The organism is Pseudomonas trivialis (assembly GCF_001439805.1).
GTDB lineage: Bacteria > Pseudomonadota > Gammaproteobacteria > Pseudomonadales > Pseudomonadaceae > Aquipseudomonas > Aquipseudomonas trivialis.
The window spans coordinates 120,118-143,826 of sequence record NZ_JYLK01000002.1; the positions used below are offsets into that span (position 1 = coordinate 120,118).

A 23,709-nucleotide genomic window follows, 5' to 3' on the forward strand; every position below is an offset into this window, starting at 1 on the left:
CGCCACTTTCTGTCACAATTTGTCATCTCCCCTGAGAACTCTCCATGGACACTTTGCAAAACATGCGCGCGTTCAGTTGCGTGGCCGAAGCCGGCAGCTTCACCGCCGCCGCCGTGCAACTGGACACCACCACCGCCAACGTCTCGCGCGCGGTCTCCAACCTTGAGGCCCACCTGCAAACCCGCTTGCTCAACCGCACCACCCGCCGCATCGCCCTCACCGAAGCCGGCAAACGCTACCTGCTGCGCTGCGAACAGATCCTGGCCTATGTCGAGGAAGCCGAGGCCGAAGCCAGCGACGCCCACGCGCGCCCTGCCGGGCAACTGAAAGTGCACACCATGACCGGTATCGGCCAGCACTTCGTGATTGACGCCATCGCCCGCTACCGCCGCACGCACCCGGACGTGACCTTCGACCTGACCCTGGCCAACCGCGTGCCCGACCTGCTGGACGAGGGCTACGACGTGTCCATCGTGCTGGCCAGCGAGCTGCCGGACTCGGGCTTCGTCTCCCAGCGCCTGGGCATCACCTACAGCATCGCCTGCGCTTCGCCGGATTACGTCAAGGCCAAGGGCTGCGCCCATCGCCCCCATGACTTGCTCAACCATGCCTGCCTGCGCCTGGTCAGCCCGGTGATCCAGCTCGACAAATGGACCTTCAACGGCCCCGAGGGCCAGGAAAGCGTGGCGATCAACACTTCGCCGTTTCTGGTGAACTCGGCCGACGCGATGAAAACCGCGATCACCAGCGGCATGGGCATCGGCCTGCTGCCGGTGTACGCGGCCATCGAGGGCCTGCGCAACGGCACGCTGGTGCGGGTGATGCCCAACTACCGTTCCCAGGAGCTGAACCTGTACGCCATCTACCCGTCGCGCCAGTACCTGGATGCGAAGATCAAGACCTGGGTGGAATACCTGCGCGGTTCGTTGCCGGAGATTCTGGCGGCGCATCAGGCGGAGCTGGTGGCGTATGAGCTGAGCGGCAGCCTCAGCGGGGCGCGGCTGGCTAACTGAGCTGTCCGCTATATCAGGTGACCAGATCGCTGTGACTTAAGGGCTTGTTGTGGCGAGCAGGCTTGTCCTGCGTTGGGCTGCGCAGCAGCCCCAAAACCAGCCTCCGCGTAGTATCAGGTATACCGAGGGTTTCTTGATTGGGGGCGCTTCGCAGCCCAACGCGGGGCAAGCCCGCTCGCCACAATAATCCCACACATTTTCCTTAACTGAACGGCATCAGGGCTTGCAACAACAAAGCCCGCTCGTGCTGGCTGCGCGGCCTGACAATTGTCGGTGGGGATGTTAGCGTGCCTGGCATTCTTCCGTAGTCGATGAGCCCGCCTGCCATGAAAAAGACTGTCCTCGCCTTCAGCCGTATCACCGCGCCCATGCTCGAACGCCTGCAACAGGATTTCGAGGTGATCGCGCCCAGTCCCAAGCGCGGTGACATCAACGCGCAGTTCAATGAAGCGCTGCCCCATGCCCACGGTCTGATCGGCGTGGGCCGCAAGCTGGGCCGCGAGCAGTTGCAGGGCGCGAGCAAACTGGAGGTGGTGTCCAGCGTGTCAGTGGGCTACGACAACTATGACGTGGCGTATTTCAATGAGCGCGGGATCATGCTCACCAACACCCCGGATGTGCTGACCGAAAGCACTGCTGACCTCGCCTTTGCGCTGCTGATGAGCAGCGCACGCCGAGTCGCCGAGCTGGACGCCTGGACCAAGGCCGGGCAGTGGAAAGCCAGCGTCGGCGCGCCGTTGTTTGGCTGCGATGTGCACGGCAAGACCCTCGGCATCGTCGGCATGGGCAATATCGGCGCCGCCGTGGCGCGGCGCGGGCGCCTGGGTTTCAACATGCCGATCCTGTACAGCGGCAACAGCCGCAAGACCGCCCTCGAGCAGGAGCTGGGCGCGCAGTTTCGCAGCCTCGAGCAACTGCTGGCCGAGGCTGACTTTGTCTGCCTGGTGGTGCCATTGAGCGACAAGACGCGTCATCTGATCAGCACCCGGGAGCTGGCGCTGATGAAGTCCAGCGCCATCCTGATCAACATTTCCCGCGGCCCGGTGGTGGATGAGCCGGCGTTGATCCAGGCCTTGCAGAACCAGACCATTCGCGGCGCCGGGCTGGATGTGTACGAGCAGGAACCGCTGGCCGAGTCGCCGCTGTTCCAGTTGAGCAATGCGGTGACGCTGCCGCACATTGGCTCGGCCACCCACGAAACCCGCGAAGCCATGGCCAACCGCGCCCTCGACAACCTGCGCAGCGCGCTGCTGGGCCAGCGCCCGCAGGATCTGGTGAACCCGCAGGTGTGGAAGGGCTGACAGCGCACGCTGTGGAAGGGGCTCCGGCAGACACAAAATCCGGTTAAAGCCTGGCCCTGCCAAGTCGATAACCTTCCATAGACTGTCTTCCCTGATCCACAGAAGGTTTTTATGCCCACCACCAAAGCCCGCGCAGACTCACTCTCGCTTCTGCTCTTTACCTTGCGCAGCGGCAAGCTGATGGCGATCAACCTGCTCAAGGTCAGCGAAATCATTCCCTGCCCGCCGTTGACCAAGCTGCCGGAGTCGCACCCGCACGTCAAAGGCATCGCCACCCTGCGCGGTAACTCGCTGGCCGTGATCGACCTGAGCCGGGCGCTGGGTGAAATGCCCCTGGCGGACCCCGACGGTGGTTGCCTGATCGTCACCGATGTGAGCCGTTCCAAGCAGGGCCTGCATGTGCAGGCGGTGAGCAAGATCGTGCATTGCCTGACCACCGACATCCGCCCGCCGCCCTACGGCTCGGGCGGTAACCGTGCGTTTATCACCGGGGTGACGCAGGTGGAAGGCGGCCTGGTGCAGGTGCTGGATATCGAGAAAGTGATCCACGGCATCGCGCCGGCGCCGATTGAAGCGGCGCCCACCGACTTGACCATGGATGAAGCCGAAGTGCTCGGCAACGCCCGCATCCTCGTGGTGGACGACAGCCAGGTGGCTCTGCAGCAATCGGTGCACACCCTGCGCAACCTCGGCCTGACCTGCCACACCGCGCGCAGCGCCAAGGAAGCCATCGATGTGCTGCTGGAGTTGCAAGGCACCGCCGAGCAGATCAACGTGGTGGTGTCCGACATCGAAATGTCGGAAATGGACGGCTACGCCCTCACCCGCACCCTGCGTGAAACGCCGGACTTCCAGCACCTCTACGTGCTGCTGCACACCTCCCTGGACAGCGCGATGAACAGCGAAAAAGCCCGCCTGGCCGGGGCCGACGCGGTGCTGACCAAATTCTCCTCGCCCGAGCTGACCAAGTGCCTGGTGGTCGCCGCGCAAACCGTGGCGCAAAAAGGCCTGTAAAGGGTGACCGAGTATTACCAGCTGTTGCGGCGCGACCTCACGGGCAGTCTGCCCGCGCCGCAGTGGCCGCCGGCTATTCGGCTGCAGCCTTACCGCGACGAGCTGGCGCCGGCGATTCATGCGCTGTTGCGCCTGACCGAAGATCAGGGCGGTGGCCGCGTTGCCAGCCTGACGCAATGGCGCCAGTCATTTTTTACCGATGCCGAGTTCGATCCTGCGTTGTGCCTGGTGGCCAGTCGCGCGGATCGCGTCCTCGGCGTGGCGCAATGCTGGACCAGCGCGTTTATCAAGAACCTGTCGGTGCATCCCTGCGCACAGGGCCAGGGGCTTGGCCGTGCGTTGTTGCTGCATGCTTTTGCAGTGTTCAAGCTGCGCGGCGAACCCTGTGTCGACCTCAAGGTACGCGAGAGCAACCTGCGCGCGCGGAACCTGTATGAAAGCGTCGGCATGAGATTCGTCCTGCGCGACCTGGTGCCTGACGCCTGACAACCACTGGCGCATAACTTGCTTTCAGAGAGCCTGAACGCTGGATAGCGGTAAAAAACCGCCGCCGTTCAAGAGCGCCCTCTGACCTTGCCTGGTGACAGATACGCCATGAACACTCATTTTTCCTGCGTCGGTTGCGGTAAATGCTGCACCGACCATCATGTGCCCCTCACCCTCGCCGAGGCCCGCCAGTGGGCGGCCGACGGCGGCAATGTGATCATTCTGGTGGAAGCGTTTCTCGGCAATGGCCTGGGCCTTCCGGCAGACCAGCGCGAGCATGCCGAGCGCCGTTCGGTGGTGGTGCCCAGCGGCACGGCCGAGGCATTCGTGGCGATCACCTTCGCCGCCTACAACGCCGGGCGCTGCCGGAATCTTGACGAAGACAACCGCTGCGGCATCTACGAGCGTCGTCCGCTGGTGTGTCGCATCTACCCGATGGAAATCAACCCGCACATTCCGCTCAACCCGGGCGCCAAGGATTGCCCGCCGGAATCCTGGGAACAGGGCCCGGCACTGATCGTCGGCGGTGAACTGGTGGATGGGGAGTTGGCCGAGTTGATCAGGCGCTCACGCCAGGCCGACCGGGATGACGTGCAGACCAAGGAGGCGGTGTGCGCGCTGCTGGGCATTTGCACCACAGCATTGAAAGGGGATGGATTCACCGCGTACCTGCCGGATATGAACGCCTTTGCCCAGGCGGTCGAATTGGCGATGCAACAGCCGGCAGCAAGCAACGAGTGGGTGTTTCATGTGTCTGCAATGGACATTGCCGAACAGATGCTCGATGCCGGCGCCCGGATTGCCACCCAGGTGCCGGCCAATTACGCCTTTATTTCATTGCGCGCGTCCTAGCGCGCCAGCTCACAGCCCGGCCAGGCATTCGATTTCTATACGGGCATCGTCCAACAGCTTGCCGGCCGCGAACGTGGTACGCGCCGGCAGGCGATCAGATGGGAAATAGCGCATATAAACGCTATTCATCGCCGAAAAATCGTTGATGTCGGCAAGAATCACCGTGCACTTGGCCACCCTGTCCATTCCCACGCCTCTGCTCTTGAGGGTGTTGCGCAGGATCTCAAGGGCCTGGGCCGTTTCTGCGCGAATACCGCCGCGCACGAGCTTGCCGCCTTCATCCTGGCCCAGCACCCCGGAGAGGTAGAGCGTTTGCCCCAGTTGCACGGTTTGCGAAAACGGCAGACCCGCGCCTGCCGCGACGTGAACCATCGTGGCCTGCTGTGGCGCGGTGGCCACTGGCGCCAGGTACGACTGGGTGATCGCCGCATATTTGCCGCTGTCTATCAAGCGTTGCAGTGCGCGGTTCAGGGCGGCCGTCAACGTGGGATCGGTCTTGCGTGTGGCAATCGCAACACCGCCGCCGAGCATTTCGTCAACGATGCCGGGGCCTGCAAAGGCAAACGCAGCGCCTTGCGGGGTGTTCAACAAGGCTTCGGTGATTTCGATGGTGTTCTGCAAGGTCGCGTCCAGCTCGCCTTTCAACAGGCTGGCGATCAATTCACCATTGAGGTTGAAGCTGCGCACCACCACACCCTGGGGCGCCCAGCGTGCCTTGGCGAAGGCTTCGCGGCTGGTGCCGGCCAGTACGCCGACACGCTTGCCCTTGAGCGATTGCGCATTGGGCAGCAGATTAGCGCCGTTCCGGGCGACCAGGCGGCTCTCCAATGGATAGAGCAGATCGGTGAAGTCGAGGGTTGCGCGCCGCGCCGGGGTCGGCGTCATCGGCATGATTGCATCGAAGCGCCCGTTCTGCAGCGCCGCGATATTGGTGGCGTAGGGCTGATCGACCCACACGCAGCGGGCATTGAGTTCGGCACACAGCGCATTGCCCAGTTCGATATCCAGGCCCTTGAGCTCGCCTCGCTCATCCCGGTACTCAAACGGCTTCACATCGGCTTCAACGCCAAAACGTATCTCGCTCCACGAAGCCGCGGGTGGCGGGGGAACCGCGCATCCGCTCCCGGCAAACAATGCCAGGCTGAGCGCCAGTATTCGTCTAGTCATACACACTGTCCTGTGCAAAGAGGGTGGGAGGCGTCCCGGCTCAATCACTCAGGCCGAACGCACTCAACTGTCCAGCAGACAACTTTTTAGCAGGCACGCGACCCTGCCTAAGTGCGACACGTCCGCTTACTACGTAGGCAATTTCCCAAAAGTGCTGAACAACAGGGGGCGTTTGTCACCGATCGGTCAGCCATCACCGTGGGGAGCGAGCGTATCCAGACGGTAAGGCTGGACGATCCGCTGGTACTCGCCGTTATGCATCAACTGCTCAAGCGCGCCGTTAAGCTCTCGCCGCAACGCGGTATCGGACTTGCGCACCGCGATCGCCACGCTGTTGCCAAGGAGCGGCGACGAGACGGCTGGGCCGAGATAGTCAAAATCCTGGCCATCGGCGGTGTCGAGCAGCACCTCGCGAATTTCCACGGTGCCTTGCAATGTAGCGTCGATATCCCCCGCCACCAGCGCGCGAATCAGTTGATCGTTGAGCCAGTAACTCTTGACCCTGACGCCCCTGGGAGCCCATTCGGCCAAGGCGAAAGCCTCGCGATTGCTGCCCAGCAAGACGCCCACGCACTTGCCCTTGAGCGCACGCGCAGTGGGCATCAGGCCGGAGTTTTTGCGCGCAACCAGGCGCGTGGTGAACGGATAGAGGTCATCGGTGAAGCTCACCTCCCGGCGACGCTGCGGTGTCGGGGCAATGCCCATGATCGCGTCGAATTGCCTGGCCTCAAGGCCCGAGAAGTTTTCTGATAACACCTGGTCGACCCAGGTGCACCGCACATTGAGCTGCTGACACAAGGCCTTGCCCAATTCGATATGCAGCCCTACCAATTGGTCGTGCTGATTGCGGCTTTGAAAGGGCGGAAATTGTGCAACGACGGCAAAACGGATTTCGTTTCGCGGCGAATCGTCCGCCAGGGCAAAGGGAAAAACACCAGTCGACAGCGCTAAGGCAAACACTACGCAGAAGCGTATCTGGGCCACGGGAACGTCCTTTTCCAGAAAGATCGGCATGGGCAACGGCCCCTTTCAGAGGGGGCCATGGGCGAATGCCGTGCAAGCTTTGAAGAAACGGACGTCGACCTACAAGCGGAAATATCAGCCAGCTTTGTAGGCAAAGGCCGATACAGCACTCAACTGAATATTCTCAACGTTTGCCCATTGACCGGCGCGTACCCGGCGGCGCCATGCCCGGCGACTTGGTGTGACCGTTCCTGGCACCGTTCTTGTACCAGGGCTGGGCAGCCTGCTTCGCGCCAGCCAGTTCACCCGGTTTGAACGGAAATTTGAACGCCGCAATCTCGGTTTTTTCAACGCCGTCAGCGCTGGCCGGATCGACCGGATCGGTCGCGTCAACAGGGGGTTGTGTCGGGGAAGTCATGAAAGCTCCGGCGCTGCGATGAGGTGTGGGGGCGCGAGTATAGCGGGGCCGGAGGTGCGAGCGGTAAGCTTCAGGCGGCCAGTTGAAAGCGTCAGCTGTCACGGCTGTCAGTTTGACGTCACGTTGCTGACCGGATGCCACCGCTATAACGCTTACTATCAATATCAACTTGCAGCTTGCGGCGTCGCGCTCGCGGCTGCGCTTATGGCGCCCGCCCCATGCCCATTCAACGCAAAACCGCTCTTATCGTCGGCGTCCTCGCGGTGCTGGCCGTTACCGCCTGGGCCCTGACCCGCCCGGCCAAAACCCGGCTGGCGGCGCCGAGCGCCATCCTTGTGCGGGTGGTGAGCGTGGCGCGGCAGGATGTCCCGCGCTTCGTCAGTGGCATCGGCACGGTGCTGTCGTTGCACAGCGTGGTCATTCGCCCCCAGGTGGACGGCATTCTTACCCGATTGCTGGTCAAGGAAGGCCAACGGGTCAAGGCCGGCGACCTGCTCGCCACCCTTGACGACCGCTCGATCCGCGCCAGCCTCGCCCAGGCCAGGGCACAATTGGGCGAGAACCAGGCCCAGTTGCAAGTGGCGTTGATCAACCTCAAGCGTTACAAGGAACTGAGTGTCGATAACGGCGTATCAAAGCAGACCTATGACCAGCAACAGGCCCTGGTCAATCAGCTCAAGGCCACCGCACAGGGCAACCAGGCCGCGATTGATGCGGCGCAAGTGCAGCTTTCCTACACGCAAATTCGCTCGCCGGTCAGCGGTCGCGTGGGTATTCGTACCGTCGATGAAGGCAACTTCCTGCGCACAAGCGACACCCAGGGATTGTTCTCGGTCACCCAGATCGACCCGATTGCCGTCGAGTTCTCCCTGCCGCAACAGATGCTGCCGACCCTGCAGGGCCTGATCGCCGCCCCCGAAAGAGCCAGTGTCGACGCGTATCTCGGTGCCGACACCGATGGCCAGACGGGTGATCTGCTCGGCGCAGGCCATTTGAGCCTGATCGACAACCAGATCAGTTCCACCACCGGCACCCTGCGCGCCAAGGCCGAGTTCAATAATGCCGCGCAACGCCTGTGGCCGGGTCAACTGGTGACCATCAAGATCCAGACCGCCCTCGACAAAAATGCTCTGGTGGTGCCGCCCACCGTGGTGCAACGCGGGCTGGACACGCACTTTGTGTACCGGGTCAACGCGGACAAGGTTGAAGTGGTGCCCGTGCAAGTGACCTACCAGGACAGCGACCTCAACGTCATCAAGGGCGTGCAGGCCGGCGATGTGCTGGTGAGCGATGGACAATCGCGGCTCAAGGCCGGCGCTCAGGTGGACGTCCTCAAGGAGCCGCCGCAGGTGATCCAGACCGTCGATGCCAAGGTGCAGCCATGAAGTCGCCCTCGGCGTGGTGCGTCGACCACCCCGTCGCCACCCTGCTGCTGACCTTCGCCCTGGTGCTGCTCGGGATCATTGCCTTCCCGCGCCTGGCTATCGCGCCGCTGCCGGAAGCGGAATTTCCGACGATCCAGGTCACCGCGCAACTGCCCGGCGCCAGCCCCGACACCATGGCCTCGTCGGTGGCAACGCCGTTGGAAGTGCAGTTCAGCGCCATCCCCGGCATGACCCAGATGACCTCCAGCAGCGCATTGGGCTCAAGCCTGCTGACCCTGCAGTTCACCCTCGGCAAGAGCATCGACACCGCCGCCCAGGAGGTGCAGGCGGCGATCAATACCGCGGCCGGCAAGCTGCCCCGTGACATGCCCAACCTGCCGACCTGGAAGAAGGTCAACCCGGCCGACAGCCCGGTGCTGATCCTCAGCGTCAGCTCCAGCAGCATGCCCGGCACCGAGCTGAGCGACTACGTGGAAACCCTGCTGGCGCGTCAGATCAGCCAGATCGACGGGGTCGGCCAGATCAACATCACCGGTCAGCAGCGCCCGGCGATTCGCGTGCAGGCTTCGCCGGACAAACTCGCCGCCATCGGCCTGACCCTGGCCGACGTGCGCCTGGCCATCCAGCAATCGAGCCTCAACCTGGCCAAGGGCGCGATCTACGGCAAGGACAGCGTGTCGACCCTGTCGACCAACGACCAGCTGTTTCAACCCGAGGACTACGCGCAACTGATTGTGTCCTACCGAAACGGCGCACCGGTTCAACTGCGCGACATCGCCAACGTCGTCAACGGCTCGGAAAACGCCTACGTGCAGGCCTGGTCCGGCGATACGCCCGGCGTCAACCTGGTGATCTCGCGCCAGCCCGGCGCCAACATCGTCGAGACCGTGGACCGCATCCTGGCCGAGTTGCCGCGCCTGGAAGCGATGTTGCCGGCGTCGGTGCAGGTCAGCGTGTTGACCGACCGCACCCGGACCATTCGCGCCTCGCTGCATGAGGTGGAAGTGACGCTGCTGATCGCCGTGCTGCTGGTGGTGGCGGTGATGGCGCTGTTCCTGCGTCAGCTGTCGGCCACACTGATTGTGTCCAGCGTGCTGGGGGTGTCGTTGATCGCCAGCTTCGCGCTGATGTACCTGATGGGCTTCAGCTTGAACAACCTGACGCTGGTGGCGATCGTGATCGCCGTGGGCTTTGTGGTGGACGATGCAATCGTGGTGGTGGAGAACATCCACCGTCACCTCGAAGCCGGGCTGAGTCAGCGCGAAGCGGCGATCAAGGGCGCCGGCGAGATCGGCTTTACCGTGGTTTCCATCAGCTTTTCGCTGGTGGCGGCGTTTATTCCGCTGCTGTTCATGGGCGGTGTGGTCGGGCGGCTGTTCAAGGAGTTCGCGCTGACGGCGACCTCGACCATCCTGATTTCGGTGGTGGTCTCGCTGACGCTGGCGCCCACCCTCGCCGCGCTGTTCATGCGCGCGCCCACGCACCCGGCTCACGACAAACCCGGCTTCAGCGAACGCCTGCTGGCCGGCTACGCACGCAATCTGCGCTGTGCGCTGGCCCATCAGCGCAGCATGGCGGCTCTCTTTTTGGTGACGCTGGCGCTGGCCGTGGTGGGCTACGTGTTTATCCCCAAGGGCTTTTTCCCGGTGCAGGACACCGGCTTCGTGCTCGGCACCAGCGAAGCAGCGGCCGACGTGTCGTACCCGGACATGGTCGCCAAGCACAAGGCCCTGGCCGAGATCGTCAAGGACGACCCGGCGGTGCTGGCGTTTTCCCATTCGGTGGGCGTTACCGGCAGCAACCAGACCATCGCCAACGGCCGCTTCTGGATCGCCTTGAAGGACCGCGGCGAACGCGATGTGTCCGCCAGCCAGTTCATCGACCGCATCCGCGCGAAACTGGCGAAGGTACCGGGCATCGTCCTGTACCTGCGCGCGGGGCAGGACATCAACCTCAGCTCCGGCCCCAGTCGCGCCCAGTACCAGTACGTGCTCAAGAGCAACGACGGTGCGACGCTGAACACCTGGACCCAGCGCCTCACCGAAAAACTGCGTGGCAACCCGGCGTTTCGCGACCTGTCCAACGACCTGCAACTGGGCGGCAGCATCACCCACATCAGCATCGACCGCCAGGCCGCCGCGCGCTTCGGCCTCACCGCCACCGATGTCGACCAGGCGCTGTACGACGCGTTCGGCCAGCGCCAGATCAACGAGTTCCAGACCGAGACCAACCAGTATCAGGTAGTGCTGGAGCTGGACACCCGGCAACGCGGCAAGGCCGAAAGCCTCCACTATTTTTACCTGCGCTCGCCACTGACCAACGAAATGGTGCCTCTGTCGGCGCTGGCCAAGGTCGACGCGCCCACGGTCGGGCCGTTGTCGATCAGCCATGACGGCATGTTCCCGGCCGCCAACCTGTCGTTCAACCTGGCGCCCGGCGTGGCTCTGGGCGACGCGGTGATCATGCTTGAGCAGGCCAAGCATGAAATCGGCATGCCCGCCACCATCATCGGCAACTTCCAGGGCGCGGCCCAGGCGTTCCAGAGTTCGCTGGCCAGCCAGCCCTGGCTGATTCTCGCGGCGCTGGTGGCGGTCTACATCATCCTGGGGGTGCTGTACGAGAGCTTCGTGCACCCACTGACGATTATTTCCACCTTGCCGTCAGCCGGGTTGGGGGCGCTGATCATGCTGACCTTGATGGGCCAGGACTTTTCGATCATGGCGCTGATCGGCCTGGTGCTGCTGATCGGTATCGTCAAGAAGAACGGCATCCTGATGATCGATTTCGCCCTGGAGGCACAGCGCGTGCGCGGCATGGCGCCGCACGATGCCATTTACGAAGCCTGTGTCACGCGGTTCCGGCCGATCATCATGACCACCCTCGCCGCCCTGCTCGGCGCCGTGCCGCTGATGCTGGGAGCCGGCCCCGGTGCCGAGTTGCGCCAGCCACTGGGCATCGCGGTGGTCGGCGGGTTGCTGGTGAGCCAGGCACTGACGCTGTTCACCACGCCGGTCATATACTTGTACCTCGAAAGGTTTTTCCACCGGCCCAAACCAGCCGCCGAGCTGGCGACCACACGCTGAGGCGGTGCCATGCGCGTCCTGATTATCGAAGATGAAGAAAAAACCGCGGACTACCTGCACCGCGGTCTCACCGAGCAAGGCTACACGGTCGACGTGGCGCGCGAGGGCGTCGAAGGTTTGCACCTGGCGCTGGAAAACGACTACGCAGTGATCGTGCTCGACGTGATGCTGCCCGGCCTCGACGGCTTCGGCGTGCTGCGGGCGTTGCGCGCGCGCAAGCAGACGCCGGTGATCATGCTCACGGCTCGCGAACGCGTGGAAGACCGCATTCGCGGCCTGCGTGAAGGCGCCGATGATTACCTGGGCAAGCCGTTTTCCTTCCTGGAACTGGTGGCGCGCCTGCAGGCGCTGACCCGGCGCAGCGGCGGCCACGAGCCGGTGCAGGTGACGGTCGCCGACCTGTGGATCGACCTGATCAGCCGCAAGGCCAGCCGCAACGGCGTACGCCTGGACCTTACCGCCAAGGAGTTTTCGCTGCTCAGCGTGTTGGCCCGGCGCCAGGGTGAAATCCTCTCCAAGACGGCGATTGCCGAGATGGTCTGGGACATCAATTTCGACAGCGACGCCAACGTGGTCGAAGTGGCGATCAAACGCTTGCGCGCCAAGCTCGACGGGCCGTTCGAACACAAGCTGTTGCACACCATTCGCGGCATGGGCTATGTGCTGGAGAATCGCAGTGTCGGTTGACTCGATTGCCGTGCGTCTGAGCGGGCTGTTCACCCTGGTGGCGGCGCTGATCTTTCTGTTGATCGGCGGCGTGCTGTACCAGCAGGTGGATCGCGGCCTGGGCCTGTTGCCAGGGGCCGAGCTGGATGCCCGTTACAGCGTGCTGGAGTCCTCGGTCAATCGCTTCGGCACGCCGGAGCACTGGGTAAAGATCCGCGCCAAGCTCAAGCTGCTCAGTGAAGAAGACAAGCGCATCCGCTTCTGGGTGGTCAGCCGTGATCCCAACTACGAGTACGGCGAGCCGGACGCGCAGATTCGCGCATTCGCCGCCGGCCCCGTCGGCAAGCGCGATTTGCGCCTGCCGGGCCATGCCTACCCGTTCAAGGTGCTCGTGAGCCAGTTCGCCGCCCGGGACCAGCGCCCACCGCTGCGTTTCATGATTGCCATCGACACCGAGAACTTCCGCGCCACCCAGCACCACCTGCTGGTGGCATTGGTCAGCCTGGCGCTGGTCGGCGTGGTGCTGGCTTCGCTGCTGGGGTTCTGGGTGGCGCGCATCGGCCTCAAGCCGCTGCAAAGGCTTTCCGGCGAAGCCAGCAAACTGGCGCCACCCAAACTTTCCGGGCGCCTGCAACTGTCGCCGCTGCCGCCGGAACTGAGTCAGTTCGTCAACGCGTTCAACGCCACCCTCGACCGCGTCGAGCAGGCCTATTCACGCCTGGAATCGTTCAATGCCGACGTGGCCCACGAATTGCGCTCGCCACTGACCAACCTGATCGGGCAGACCCAGGTGGCCCTTACACGCGGGCGCTCGGCCGAGCATTACTTCGAGGTGCTGCAATCGAACCTGGAAGAACTCGAGCGCCTGCGCTCGATCATCAACGACATGCTGTTCCTGGCCAGCGCCGACCAGGGCAGCAAGGCCACCAAACTGATCGAAAGCTCCCTGGCCGATGAAGTGGCAACCACGCTCGACTACCTGGACTTTATCCTCGAAGACGCCCAGGTCGAAGTGCGGGTACAGGGCGACGCCCAGGTGCAGATCGAAAAAGCCCACCTGCGCCGTGCATTGATCAACCTGCTGAGTAATGCGGTGCAACACACCGCGCCGGGGCAGGTCATCGAAGTGACTATCGAGGTGCAACAGCATCAGGTGGTGATTGGGGTGACCAACCCCGGCGAGGCGATTGCCTACGAGCATTTGCCGCGGTTGTTCGAGCGCTTCTATCGGGTGGACGCGTCACGCAGCAACAGTGGGGCCAATCACGGGCTGGGGCTTGCCATCGTCAAGGCGATTGCGTTGATGCATGGCGGCGATGTATTCGTGCGCAGCGAAAGTGGTGCGAATACCTTCGGCATCACCCTGCCCCTCTAAACACTGTTGCGGTTTGGGCAACAGTCATTATCTTGTTACACTCTTCGGTTCCAAAAGCCGCTGCTCTTCAGCGGTTTTTTTTTGCCATCCATAAAGGAGCCACCGGTGCAGACCTCGCTCACCCCGTTATTCCTCGCCCTTGCAGCAACGCTCAGCCCCCTCGCCCACGCAGCCGACACCTCCCCCGCCAACGGCTTCGTCGAAGGCTCCAGCCTCAAGCTCAACGCCCGCAACTACTACATGAACCGCGACCGTCGCGACATTCATACCGATGACAGCAAGGAGTGGGGCCAGGGCGTTCTCGGCACGTTCGAGTCCGGCTACACCCAGGGGCCCGTGGGTTTCGGCCTGGACGCCCATGCCATGATCGGCCTCAAACTCGACGGCGGTGGCGGCACCGACGGTTCCAGCATCCTTCCCTACGGCGGTGGCAACGGCAAGGCGCCCGGCGCGTTCTCGACCGCTGGCGGCACCCTGAAAATGCGCGCGTTCGATACGGAGCTCAAGGCCGGCGACCTGTTCCTCAACAACCCGGTGATCGCCGGCGGCATGACCCGCATGCTGCCCCAGACCTTCCGTGGCGTCAGCCTGACCAACCACAGTATCGACGGCTGGCTGTTCGAAGGCGGCCAGGCCAGTTTCACCAAGCTCTACAACCAGAGCGGCCACCGACGCATCGGCACCAGTTACGGCGCACTGCCGCTGAACACCGACAGCCGGCACCTGAACTGGGCCGGCGTATCGTTCAGCGCCATTCCCAGCGTGACCAGCAACCTCTACGCCTCCGAACTCAAGGACGTGTGGCAGCAGTACTACTACGACCTGGACTACACCTATGTGGTGAACGAGATGATCAGTCTCAATCCCGGCCTGCACTACTACCACACCCAGGACACCGGACAGTCGCTGTTGGGGGCGATCGACAACAACACCTACAGCCTGCACTTCACCGTCGCCGCCGGCCATCACAGCGTCACTGCCGCGTACCAGCGGGTCAACGGCAACACTCCGTTTGACTACATTGCCCAGGGCGACAGCGTATTCATCGACAACTCCCAGCAGTACTCGGACTTCAACGGCCCCAATGAACGCTCGTGGAAACTCAAGTACGCCTATAACTTCGGCGGCCTGGGCCTGCCCGGCCTGACCTCGGCGGTGTCCTACATCAGCGGCCAGACCGATCTGACCAGCGTCGACCCGCGCAGCCGTGGCTACAGCGCGTGGTACAGCGCCGACGGCAAGGACGCCCGGCACTGGGAACGGGATATCGACTTGAAGTATGTGGTGCAGAGCGGCAAGGCCAAGGACCTCGCCGTGCGTCTGCAATGGGCGACCCACCGAGGCAGCAACGGCTACTCGGCGGTGGACCGGGACGTGGATGAGTACCGCATGATCCTCGACTATCCATTCGAAGTGTTCTGACGTGCAAAATCTTTCTTTTTAGCAGGGCATTCACTTTTCATCGGGTAGAACTAAACTGCCAGCATCTGTGCTGCTGAAGTCTGCCCGATGAATAAACGCTCTGGTCGCACCCCGCCTGCCCACCCGGAACTGTTGCTGATGTTGGGCAGCGGTCTTACCGTCGCGCTGATTGTGATCATCGTCACGGCGCTGTTGATCCGTGAGCATGCCAGCACACTGCTGGCGGCCACGCGCTCGACCACCAACATTGCCCAGTTGATCAATGCCGATGTGCTGCGCAACGTCGAGCTGTACGACCTGGCTCTCACCGGGTTGATCGAGGCCAGGCAACGCGAAGACTTGTCCGGGGTGGCTGCGGATATCCGCCATCAGGTGCAGTTTGATCTGTCCACCGCCGCGCCCTACAAGGGCGAAGTGCTGTTGCTGGACGCCCAGGGCAATGTGATCGCAGACTCCTCGACCCTCAAACCCACGTCGCGTAATTTTGCCAACCGTGATTATTTCCAGGCGCACGTCAGGGATGCACAGGCCGGATTGTTCATCAGCCGCCCCTTCAGGATTCACTGCAACTGCGACCAGGTCTGGCGCATGGCATTCAGCCGGCGCGTATCGGGGCCCAACGGCGAGTTCGCCGGCGTCGCGGTGGCAACCATGCGCCTGGCCTATTTCGACCAGTTGTTCAGCAGCCTGACCATCGGCAACGGCAGCAGCATCAACCTGTTGAGCAGCAAAGGCGTCCTGTTGGCCCAGCAGCCCCTGCTGGAGCGCGACATGATCGACAAGGACCTGAGCGACCGGCCCAACTTCAAGCGAATACTGCGGGAGGGCATGGGCAGTTTCCAGGCGATTTCCGCCATCAGCGGCAAGGAGCGCCTGTACACCTTCACCAGTGTCGGCGCGCTGCCACTGATCGTGGTGGTGGCGTTGTCCAGCGAGGATGTCTTCGCTCAATGGCACCGCGCGGCGCTGCTGACCGGCGGGGCCACCGGCATATTGTGCATTGGCGTGCTGTGGCTGAGCTGGATGCTGCGCCGCGAACTGCGACGTCGTCATCGCGCCGAGCGGGTGCTGTCGGAACTGGCCGCCACCGATGCGCTGACCGGCCTGCCCAACCGTCGCATCCTTGACGAGCGCCTGCGCCTGGAGTGGGACCGCGCCCAGCGTTCCACCGAGTCGCTTACGCTGCTGATGATCGATGTGGACCACTTCAAGGCCTTCAACGACCGGCATGGCCATAACGGCGGCGATGAGGCACTGCGCAACGTGGCGCAGGTGATCGGCAGCAACATACGCCGCCCCGCTGACCTGGCGGCGCGCTATGGCGGGGAAGAGTTTGCAGTGGTGCTGCCGCATACCGACGCCAAGGGCGCCTGGGTGATTGCCGAGCATATCCGCAGTGGTGTGGCGCATTTGCCGAAGGTGACGGTGGACGGTCGCCCCATCACCGTGAGCATCGGCATGAGTACCTGGAACAAGCGCAGTCGAACGTCTCTGGAGGCGTTGCTGCTCAGTGCGGATCAGGCGTTGTATGAGGCCAAGCACACGGGCCGCAACCGGATTGTGGATGCCGCAGACCTGGGCTGAAAAACGCCTGCCCACGAGAACAGGCGCGCTCCGAGTACGGCGTTTAATATGTAAGGCTGGCCTCCGTCGAGGCGCTGACATAGGGTTGGGCCCCGACGGAGACGTCTACCTGAAACGGCCACTCCTTGGGCAACAGCGAAGCATCGACAGTGAAATTGGCGTCCAACCGAACGCCGGGTGATACGGACACTTCGGTTTTTGGAGGCGTCTCTTTTGCAAAGTCAGTGCTCAATGTCACTTTGTACTTGACCGTGACCCCTGGCAAGACACCGGCACCCGCATTGAAGTTAAAAGGACCGGCGTTGCCATTGAAGTTCAGAGAGCTTCGCGGCAGGAAGCTGTAACTGTTGGAGATGGACACCGTATTATCAAAATTCGGCGTTACCTTCGCCTCTCCAGTAGGTACCATGAAGAACAACTCGACGCCCGGGCCACCCAGTTTGAACTCTTGCTGCGTCTGATGCGTAACAGCCTGATTCACCCCAGCGCCAGCCCCGAATGGTGGGACTGAAACATTCCCCCCTGCCCCGACATTCCCCGTGAAGCGCTGAGTGGTCGTCAGTGTGGGATTGAAATTGGCGCTTGCAGTAAAGGACAGGTCTGGATTGAGATTGGCGCTGAACTGCGGAGCATTGAACGTCAACCATTTGGAGACGCCGACGCCGCCAGTGATACCAAGCCCCGTCCCCGCGATATTGGAAATGCCTGCCTTTAAAAAGGCATCCAGTTCAAGGCGCATCTTGGGCGTGACGCTGACATTGAGACCGCCGGCGTCGTTTGGGCGCAGAACAATTTCGGGTAGAAACCGCGCAGTCGCGCTAGCACCTGCACCCAAGTCTCCAAGTTTGCCGCTGGCCGCGATCTTGGCAAATGTACTGGGAGAGAAAGTGAAGGTGGGAATCGGTTGAAACTTGGCGGTGCCTTCGAACACCTTGGAGGTATAGGGAGCAGTGAAGGCCTGCGCAGGTGGTTGTTTATTCACCTCACCACTATTTGTTGGCGGCAGCTGGCTGGGCAGATGATGCAGGGGGTTTGGGAGAATTTGGCTCATCGCTAATACACTCGCTTCAATTGGTTTTGTGCAGCCTCTTCATGAATTGACGAATAACCACTCGAGTGTCGCTCACATCTGCGAATGTCGTAAATTCAACGGCTTCACGCAGACTTTGTGGGACACAGCTAGGTATCAGTTCCTACAAGCACACCGTAGGTAGTTTCAACAAATGTCAGGGGATATTTCCCCCCGACATTTATATGTTCAGCCCTTACATCGTGTAGCGTCCACCACCCGCCAGTGACGCGCCTGGATTGAAACCAACTTCCGCCGATATATTCAAAGGCGATCCGCTGGGAAACAGACTCACCTTGAAACCGAAGGAACCATCAACACTGACCCCTGACCTCGCCGAGAACACATGCCTCGGAGGCGCCTCCTTTGCAGGATCGGTATTGAAGATGACGGTGTGCTCAACGGTGAATGACGATCCCGCTCCCAGGCGCGCGCTGACATCCAACTGGCCGGGATGAATTTGCGCACTCACGCTGGTCTTGGGAGAAAAGGTGTAACTGTTCGAGATAGATACCGTTCTATCGAAGTTACTGGATATTTTCGGTTGTCCGGTGGCGCTCAACTCAAACTGAACACCTGGCCCACCCACTCTTATTTGCTGGCCAAGACTATTGGAAAAATTTTGATTCACGCCAACACTGGCGACGCCCGCGCCAAAGCCCACGCTGCCATTCAGGTTTAACGATTGCTCACTGCCAAGCGTGGGATTTAAATCAGCATTGGCTTTGAATACGCCAGTGGGTTCGAGAGTGGCCCTGAATTCTGGAGCGCCAAAGGTAAACTTCTGTGAACCACCCAGCCCACCACTCACGCCCACTCCGGTTTTAAAGATATCCGTCAGGCCTGCGCGGACTGCTGCGCCTAATTCAACTTCCAACCGTGGGGTAAAACCCACTGTGACGCCGCCAGTGTCTGTCGGACCGACCTTGATCAACGGATCGAATCGTATCGTCTTGCTGATGCCCGCGCTGACAAGACCAGGAATCAGGTTGACTGTCGCCCTTAAGATAAAATCAGTTTTCGGACGAATCGTCAGCGTGGGGATTGGTTGAAACGAAGCCTGACCACCGAACGCGTCCACAGTATAGGCGGACGTCCACGCACGCGGCGCCTGGTTGGAATTGGGGCCTTGTTGCTGCTTGTTTATGCTTGCTTCGTTTTGTGCCTGAATATTAGCGGGATGGTAAGTTTGAGTCGGATATAAACCATTCATGGCAAATGCTCTTTAGGAGTGACTAATCATTATTTTTTTCACGTCGACCTCATCCAATATTCATACTCCGCTCAAACTTCATCCCTACTTGCATATTGAATGATTCGACGGGCTTACGTTTAACTTGTGGCACAAGCCAAAGTATCAGTTCCCACAAAAAAAATTTGCAGGTTTCAATAAATGTCAACCGCAGTGAGTTTTTGAACAAAAAAAAAGGCCACCCGAAGGCAGCCTTTAAAAACTAAAGAAAGAGAGTTGTTACTTACACCGCCGCAACGGGACGCATGTAAGAGATCGGTGCGGTGCTGGCATCTTCGAAGGTCACGACTTCCCAGGCGTCTGTCTGCTCAATCAACTTGCGCAGCAGCTGGTTATTAAGGGCGTGGCCCGACTTGAAGCCTTTGAACTCGCCTATCAGGCTATTGCCCAGCAGGTAGAGGTCACCGATTGCATCGAGGATCTTGTGCTTTACGAATTCGTCTTCATAGCGAAGGCCGTCTTCGTTCAGTACACCATCCGCGTCGACCACAATGGCGTTTTCAACGCTGCCGCCGAGTGCGAGGTTATGCTTGCGCAGGTACTCGATGTCACTCATGAAACCAAAGGTACGGGCGCGGCTGACTTCTTTTACAAACGAAGTGCTGGAAAAATCCACGCTTGCACTTTGGGTGCGGTCACGGAAGACCGGGTGATCGAAATCGATCTCAAAGCTCACTTTAAAGCCTTCGAACGGGACGAAGGTGGCGCGCTTGTCGCCGTCTTCTACTGTCACTTCCCGCAGAATGCGAATGAACTTCTTGGCTGCGTCCTGTTCTTCCAGGCCGGCAGATTGAATCAGGAATACGAAGGGTCCAGCGCTGCCATCCATGATCGGGACTTCGGACGCGGAGAGCTCGACGTAGGCGTTATCGATGCCCAGACCGGCCATGGCCGAGAGCAAGTGCTCCACCGTGTCCACCTTGACGTCACCGTTGACCAACGTGGTCGACATGGTTGTTTCGCCAACGTTTTCCGCGCGCGCAGGTATCTGCACGACAGGGTCCAGGTCGGCACGCACAAACACGATGCCGGTGTCGACAGGTGCAGGCTTGAGGGTCAGGTAGACCTTTTCCCCGGAGTGCAGACCTACACCTGTGGCACGAATAATATTCTTCAGAGTGCGTTGTTTAATCATGGCTTGGACCGCTTCAGCGCAAATTGCGAACTGGTATCAACAAAGGCTGGCGATAATAGCAGACCAGACCTTTGCTGAACACCAATCACCTTCATAGCCCTGATACATTCCATTAATCGGCCTGACGACGCAGGAATGCCGGGATGTCCAGGTAATCCAGGTCATCTTGCGGATTCGGGCTACGGGACGCAGCAGCACCGGCCTGAGCCTGGTTGCGCATCACGGTCGGACGGTCCAGATCACGGTAATTTACCGACGGCAGTTCCTGGCGCGCAGGCGCTGGAGCGGCAGCCGACTGGCTCGCCTGGCTGCTGTGCAGGGTGTTGTCGATGACCTTTACAGGCTTCTCGATTTTCGCACCCAGGCCGGTGGCAACCACGGTTACGTGCAGCTCGTCGCGCATGTCCGGATCGATAACGGTACCGACCTTGACCATGGCGTGCTCGGACGCGAAGGCTTCGATGATGCTGCCCACGTCGGAGTACTCACCCAGGGACAGGTCAGGGCCGGCAGTGATGTTCACCAGAATGCCGCGAGCACCTTGCAGGTTCACGTCTTCGAGCAGCGGGTTGCGGATGGCCGCTTCGGTGGCTTCACGCGCACGGTTCGGACCGCTGGCGCAGCCAGTGCCCATCATCGCCATGCCCATTTCGCTCATCACGGTACGTACGTCGGCAAAGTCGACGTTGATCATGCCTGGACGCTTGATGATGTCGGAGATACCGCGCACGGCACCGGCCAGTACATCGTCAGCCTTGGCGAACGCGGACAGCAGGCTTGCGTCCTTGCCCAGGATGGTCAGCAGCTTCTCGTTGGGGATGGTGATCAACGAGTCGACGCTTTCAGACAGCAGACGGATACCTTCGTCGGCGATCTGCATGCGCTTGCGGCCTTCGAACGGGAACGGACGCGTTACCACGGCAACGGTCAGAATGCCCATTTCCTTGGCCACTTCGGCAATGATCGGCGCAGCACCAGTACCGGTACCGCCGCCCATGCCGGTGGTGATGAACACCATGTTGGTGCCTTGCAGCACTTCGGCAATACGCTCGCGGTCTTCCAGCGCGGCCTGACGGCCGACTTCCGGATTGGCGCCAGCGCCGAGGCCCTTGGTCACAGCTGTGCCCAATTGCAGGATGGTCCGCGCGCCGATGCTTTTCAGCGCCTGGGCATCAGTGTTGGCGCAGATGAATTCAACGCCTTCAATGTTGCTCTTGACCATATGGTTGACAGCGTTACCGCCGCCACCGCCGACACCGATTACTTTGATAACCGGGCTAGCGGGGATGTTGTCTACGAGTTCGAACATGTTCCCTCTCCTTTCATTTTCTCTAGTTTTTTCGCCTACTGCTTTGCTGCGGTGTTGCGGTAAATCGTTAGAAGTTGCCTTTGACCCAAGCCTGCAACCGCTCGAACAACGGCGCTTTCGCTTCGTCGTCACTGCGGTAGCTGTCGCGGATACTCGGGCCCGACATGGAGATGCCGTCGGTCTGCTTTTGCAGCCCGTACAACAGCAAGCCCACACCGGTGGAATAAATCGGGTTGCGCACGACGTCGCCGAGGCCTTTGACGCCATGGGGCACGCCCAGGCGCACCGGCATGTGGAAGATTTCCTCGGCCAGTTCGACCGCACCTTCCATCTTCGAGGTGCCACCGGTCAGCACGATGCCGGCCGGGATCAGATCTTCGTAGCCGCTGCGACGCAGCTCAGCCTGGATCAGGGTGAACAACTCGTCGTAGCGCGGCTCGACCACTTCGGCCAGGGCCTGGCGCGACAGTTCGCGCGGTGGACGATCGCCCACGCTCGGCACCTTGATGGTTTCGCCGGCACCGGCCAGCTTGGCCAGGGCACAGGCGTAGCGAATCTTGATTTCTTCGGCGTACTGGGTCGGTGTGCGCAGCGCCATGGCGATGTCGTTGGTGACCTGATCGCCGGCAATCGGGATCACGGCGGTGTGACGGATCGCACCCTCGGTGAAGATCGCAATGTCGGTGGTGCCGCCGCCGATATCGACCAGGCATACGCCCAGTTCTTTCTCGTCGTCGGTGAGCACCGAATACGCCGAAGCCAGTTGCTCCAGAATGATGTCGTCGATTTCCAGACCGCAACGGCGCACGCATTTTTCAATGTTCTGTGCGGCGTTGACGGCGCAGGTCACCACGTGAACCTTGGCTTCCAGACGCACGCCGGACATGCCCAGGGGCTCACGCACGCCTTCCTGGTTATCGATCACGTAGTCCTGCGGCAGGGTGTGCAGCACACGCTGATCAGCCGGAATCGCCACGGCCTGGGCGGCGTCGAGTACGCGCTCAAGGTCGGCGGCGCTGACTTCACGGTCGCGGATTGCCACGATGCCGTGGGAGTTCAAGCTGCGGATATGGTTGCCGGCCACGCCGACGAACGCCGAGTGAATTCGGCAACCGGCCATCAACTGCGCTTCTTCGATGGCGCGCTGGATCGACTGCACGGTGGACTCGATGTTCACCACCACGCCCTTCTTCAGGCCCCGGGACGGATGCGTGCCAATACCGACGATCTCGATCACGCCGTCTTCACCGACCTCACCGACCAGCGCCACCACCTTGGAGGTGCCGATATCGAGACCGACGATCATTTTGCCGCTTTGCACGTTTGCCATGGGTCCTGCCTCTTCTTAATTCTTCGCGACAGCGGGTTTGTCTGTCGTCGGCGCAGCCGGTTCACGCCAGCCGACGGCCAGGCCGTTGGCGTAACGCAGGTCGACGCTCGCAATGTTCGTAATCTGTTCTTTCAAGGTCTTGTCGTAGATGGCAATGAAACGGCGCATCTTCTCCACCAAGCGGTCGCGTCCCAGCAACAACTCGATACCCGGGCCGGAACTGCCTGCCCCGGTGGTCAAAAACCAGCTGCCCCGCTCACGCAGTTCCAGGCGTGCAATGGAGAAGCCCAGCGGCCGCAGCATCTGGCTCAAGGCCTGATACTGCTGCATCACTTGCTGCTGCGCCCGCTGCGGCCCGAACAGCTGCGGCAGGTGCTCATAGTTGGCCAGCTCACGCGGGGTGAACGCCTGGCCCTGGTTGTTCAGCAGCGCCTCGTTGCCCCAACGCGCCACCGGCAGTTGTTCTTCCAGGCGGATCGTCACCTGGTCCGGCCAGACGCGGCGCACCTCGGCGTGGGCGATCCACGGCATCTGCTCCAGCTCCGAGCGCATCCCGGCCAGGTCGATGGTAAAGAAGCTCGCCGCCAGGTACGGGCCGATGCGCTGCTGTACTGCCTGCTGACTGATGTAGCTCAAGTCGCCCTGCACGCTGATTTTGGTGATCGGCCGGTCGGCATACGGCAGCAGCCGTTGCGCACCTTCATAGGTGCCAAAGCCCAGCACCACCAGCAGCACCGGCCAGAACAGCGCCTTGAGGAAACCAAAATTGGCTTTCGGCAGGCGCGCCGACATCGGCTCTTTAGCCACCATACGGCTGGCACCCCGTGGCACCGGCTTGCGGCTCGGTACCTGGGAGGGCTGATGACGAAGCGATGCGCCTTTCAT

General features: G+C 61.5%; 20 protein-coding genes. 11 read left to right on the plus strand and 9 right to left on the minus strand.

Annotated features, from left to right (window positions below; all coding sequences use genetic code 11):
* Positions 1-44 precede the first annotated feature (44 nt).
* From TU79_RS03915 to TU79_RS03935, 5 genes are all read left to right on the plus strand, one after another.
* The gene (locus TU79_RS03915; protein ID WP_012722315.1) at positions 45-1,013 is read left to right on the plus strand and encodes a LysR family transcriptional regulator; all 969 of its coding nucleotides are present in this window, start codon (positions 45-47) and stop codon (positions 1,011-1,013) included.
* A 326-nt stretch (positions 1,014-1,339) separates the two neighbouring features.
* A complete protein-coding gene (locus TU79_RS03920) occupies positions 1,340-2,314 on the plus strand; it encodes a 2-hydroxyacid dehydrogenase (RefSeq protein WP_057006817.1) in 975 nt (324 codons plus the stop codon).
* 111 nt (positions 2,315-2,425) lie between these two features.
* Positions 2,426-3,328 (plus strand): chemotaxis protein CheV, encoded by a 903-nt coding sequence (locus TU79_RS03925; RefSeq protein WP_057006818.1) that lies wholly within the window; start codon positions 2,426-2,428, stop codon positions 3,326-3,328.
* A gap of 3 nt (positions 3,329-3,331) precedes the next feature.
* Positions 3,332-3,814: a GNAT family N-acetyltransferase gene (locus TU79_RS03930; protein WP_057006819.1), complete on the plus strand. Its 483-nt coding sequence runs from the start codon at positions 3,332-3,334 to the stop codon at positions 3,812-3,814.
* Positions 3,815-3,922: 108 nt separating this feature from the next.
* Positions 3,923-4,666 (plus strand): YkgJ family cysteine cluster protein, encoded by a 744-nt coding sequence (locus TU79_RS03935; protein WP_057006820.1) that lies wholly within the window; start codon positions 3,923-3,925, stop codon positions 4,664-4,666.
* A 9-nt stretch (positions 4,667-4,675) separates the two neighbouring features.
* On the opposite strand, the gene TU79_RS03940 is transcribed toward TU79_RS03935, so the two are convergent.
* The 3 genes from TU79_RS03940 to TU79_RS03950 form a co-directional block, all read right to left on the minus strand.
* On the minus strand, positions 4,676-5,833 hold the full coding sequence (locus TU79_RS03940; protein ID WP_057006821.1) for a transporter substrate-binding domain-containing protein: 1,158 nt from the start codon (positions 5,831-5,833) through the stop codon (positions 4,676-4,678).
* 186 nt (positions 5,834-6,019) lie between these two features.
* Complete coding sequence (locus TU79_RS03945) at positions 6,020-6,817, minus strand: transporter substrate-binding domain-containing protein (RefSeq protein ID WP_414896188.1); 798 nt, start codon at positions 6,815-6,817, stop codon at positions 6,020-6,022.
* A 163-nt stretch (positions 6,818-6,980) separates the two neighbouring features.
* Positions 6,981-7,214 carry a hypothetical protein gene (locus tag TU79_RS03950; protein ID WP_057006823.1) on the minus strand — a complete coding sequence of 78 codons (234 nt, stop codon included), beginning with the start codon at positions 7,212-7,214 and terminating at the stop codon, positions 6,981-6,983.
* A 218-nt stretch (positions 7,215-7,432) separates the two neighbouring features.
* Here TU79_RS03950 and TU79_RS03955 point away from each other — a divergent pair, with 218 nt between their 5' ends.
* The 6 genes from TU79_RS03955 to TU79_RS03980 all read left to right on the plus strand — a co-directional run bounded on the left by TU79_RS03955 (position 7,433) and on the right by TU79_RS03980 (position 16,729).
* Positions 7,433-8,599 carry an efflux RND transporter periplasmic adaptor subunit gene (locus tag TU79_RS03955; RefSeq protein ID WP_057006824.1) on the plus strand — a complete coding sequence of 389 codons (1,167 nt, stop codon included), beginning with the start codon at positions 7,433-7,435 and terminating at the stop codon, positions 8,597-8,599.
* The gene (locus tag TU79_RS03960; RefSeq protein ID WP_057006825.1) at positions 8,596-11,682 is read left to right on the plus strand and encodes a multidrug efflux RND transporter permease subunit; all 3,087 of its coding nucleotides are present in this window, start codon (positions 8,596-8,598) and stop codon (positions 11,680-11,682) included. The genes TU79_RS03955 and TU79_RS03960 overlap by 4 nt, the downstream gene beginning before the upstream one ends.
* A gap of 9 nt (positions 11,683-11,691) precedes the next feature.
* Complete coding sequence (locus tag TU79_RS03965) at positions 11,692-12,369, plus strand: heavy metal response regulator transcription factor (RefSeq protein WP_004371973.1); 678 nt, start codon at positions 11,692-11,694, stop codon at positions 12,367-12,369.
* The gene (locus TU79_RS03970) at positions 12,359-13,723 is read left to right on the plus strand and encodes a heavy metal sensor histidine kinase (protein ID WP_057006826.1); all 1,365 of its coding nucleotides are present in this window, start codon (positions 12,359-12,361) and stop codon (positions 13,721-13,723) included. Before TU79_RS03965 ends, TU79_RS03970 begins: the two co-directional genes overlap by 11 nt.
* 105 nt (positions 13,724-13,828) lie before the next feature.
* Entirely contained in the window at positions 13,829-15,145 is a 1,317-nt protein-coding gene (locus TU79_RS03975; protein ID WP_057006827.1) for an OprD family porin, read from the plus strand.
* Positions 15,146-15,232: 87 nt separating this feature from the next.
* Positions 15,233-16,729 carry a sensor domain-containing diguanylate cyclase gene (locus TU79_RS03980; protein ID WP_057006828.1) on the plus strand — a complete coding sequence of 499 codons (1,497 nt, stop codon included), beginning with the start codon at positions 15,233-15,235 and terminating at the stop codon, positions 16,727-16,729.
* Between the two features lie 43 nt (positions 16,730-16,772).
* Here TU79_RS03980 and TU79_RS03985 read toward each other — a convergent pair whose 3' ends face one another.
* The 6 genes from TU79_RS03985 to TU79_RS04010 all read right to left on the minus strand — a co-directional run bounded on the left by TU79_RS03985 (position 16,773) and on the right by TU79_RS04010 (position 23,709).
* Entirely contained in the window at positions 16,773-17,780 is a 1,008-nt protein-coding gene (locus TU79_RS03985) for a hypothetical protein (RefSeq protein ID WP_231986895.1), read from the minus strand.
* Between the two features lie 214 nt (positions 17,781-17,994).
* A complete protein-coding gene (locus TU79_RS03990) occupies positions 17,995-19,011 on the minus strand; it encodes a hypothetical protein (protein WP_231986894.1) in 1,017 nt (338 codons plus the stop codon).
* 262 nt (positions 19,012-19,273) lie between these two features.
* Positions 19,274-20,185, minus strand: a complete 912-nt coding sequence (gene lpxC, locus TU79_RS03995; RefSeq protein ID WP_003171886.1) for a UDP-3-O-acyl-N-acetylglucosamine deacetylase — start codon at positions 20,183-20,185, stop codon at positions 19,274-19,276.
* Between the two features lie 112 nt (positions 20,186-20,297).
* Positions 20,298-21,494 carry a cell division protein FtsZ gene (gene ftsZ, locus TU79_RS04000; protein WP_057006829.1) on the minus strand — a complete coding sequence of 399 codons (1,197 nt, stop codon included), beginning with the start codon at positions 21,492-21,494 and terminating at the stop codon, positions 20,298-20,300.
* Positions 21,495-21,561: 67 nt separating this feature from the next.
* Positions 21,562-22,824, minus strand: coding sequence for a cell division protein FtsA (ftsA, locus tag TU79_RS04005; protein ID WP_057006830.1), 1,263 nt, complete (start codon positions 22,822-22,824; stop codon positions 21,562-21,564).
* 15 nt (positions 22,825-22,839) lie between these two features.
* Positions 22,840-23,709, minus strand: a complete 870-nt coding sequence (locus TU79_RS04010; protein WP_057006831.1) for a cell division protein FtsQ/DivIB — start codon at positions 23,707-23,709, stop codon at positions 22,840-22,842.

Coding starts and splice junctions, on each gene's coding strand:
- TU79_RS03915 (WP_012722315.1), top strand. CDS start 45: ATGGACACTTTGCAAAACATGCGCGCGTTCAGTTGCGTGGCCGAAGCC.
- TU79_RS03920 (WP_057006817.1), top strand. CDS start 1,340: ATGAAAAAGACTGTCCTCGCCTTCAGCCGTATCACCGCGCCCATGCTC.
- TU79_RS03925 (WP_057006818.1), top strand. CDS start 2,426: ATGCCCACCACCAAAGCCCGCGCAGACTCACTCTCGCTTCTGCTCTTT.
- TU79_RS03935 (WP_057006820.1), top strand. CDS start 3,923: ATGAACACTCATTTTTCCTGCGTCGGTTGCGGTAAATGCTGCACCGAC.
- TU79_RS03940 (WP_057006821.1), bottom strand. CDS start 5,833: ATGACTAGACGAATACTGGCGCTCAGCCTGGCATTGTTTGCCGGGAGC.
- TU79_RS03950 (WP_057006823.1), bottom strand. CDS start 7,214: ATGACTTCCCCGACACAACCCCCTGTTGACGCGACCGATCCGGTCGAT.
- TU79_RS03955 (WP_057006824.1), top strand. CDS start 7,433: ATGCCCATTCAACGCAAAACCGCTCTTATCGTCGGCGTCCTCGCGGTG.
- TU79_RS03960 (WP_057006825.1), top strand. CDS start 8,596: ATGAAGTCGCCCTCGGCGTGGTGCGTCGACCACCCCGTCGCCACCCTG.
- TU79_RS03965 (WP_004371973.1), top strand. CDS start 11,692: ATGCGCGTCCTGATTATCGAAGATGAAGAAAAAACCGCGGACTACCTG.
- TU79_RS03980 (WP_057006828.1), top strand. CDS start 15,233: ATGAATAAACGCTCTGGTCGCACCCCGCCTGCCCACCCGGAACTGTTG.
- TU79_RS03985 (WP_231986895.1), bottom strand. CDS start 17,780: ATGAGCCAAATTCTCCCAAACCCCCTGCATCATCTGCCCAGCCAGCTG.
- TU79_RS03990 (WP_231986894.1), bottom strand. CDS start 19,011: ATGAATGGTTTATATCCGACTCAAACTTACCATCCCGCTAATATTCAG.
- lpxC (WP_003171886.1), bottom strand. CDS start 20,185: ATGATTAAACAACGCACTCTGAAGAATATTATTCGTGCCACAGGTGTA.
- ftsZ (WP_057006829.1), bottom strand. CDS start 21,494: ATGTTCGAACTCGTAGACAACATCCCCGCTAGCCCGGTTATCAAAGTA.
- ftsA (WP_057006830.1), bottom strand. CDS start 22,824: ATGGCAAACGTGCAAAGCGGCAAAATGATCGTCGGTCTCGATATCGGC.
- TU79_RS04010 (WP_057006831.1), bottom strand. CDS start 23,709: ATGAAAGGCGCATCGCTTCGTCATCAGCCCTCCCAGGTACCGAGCCGC.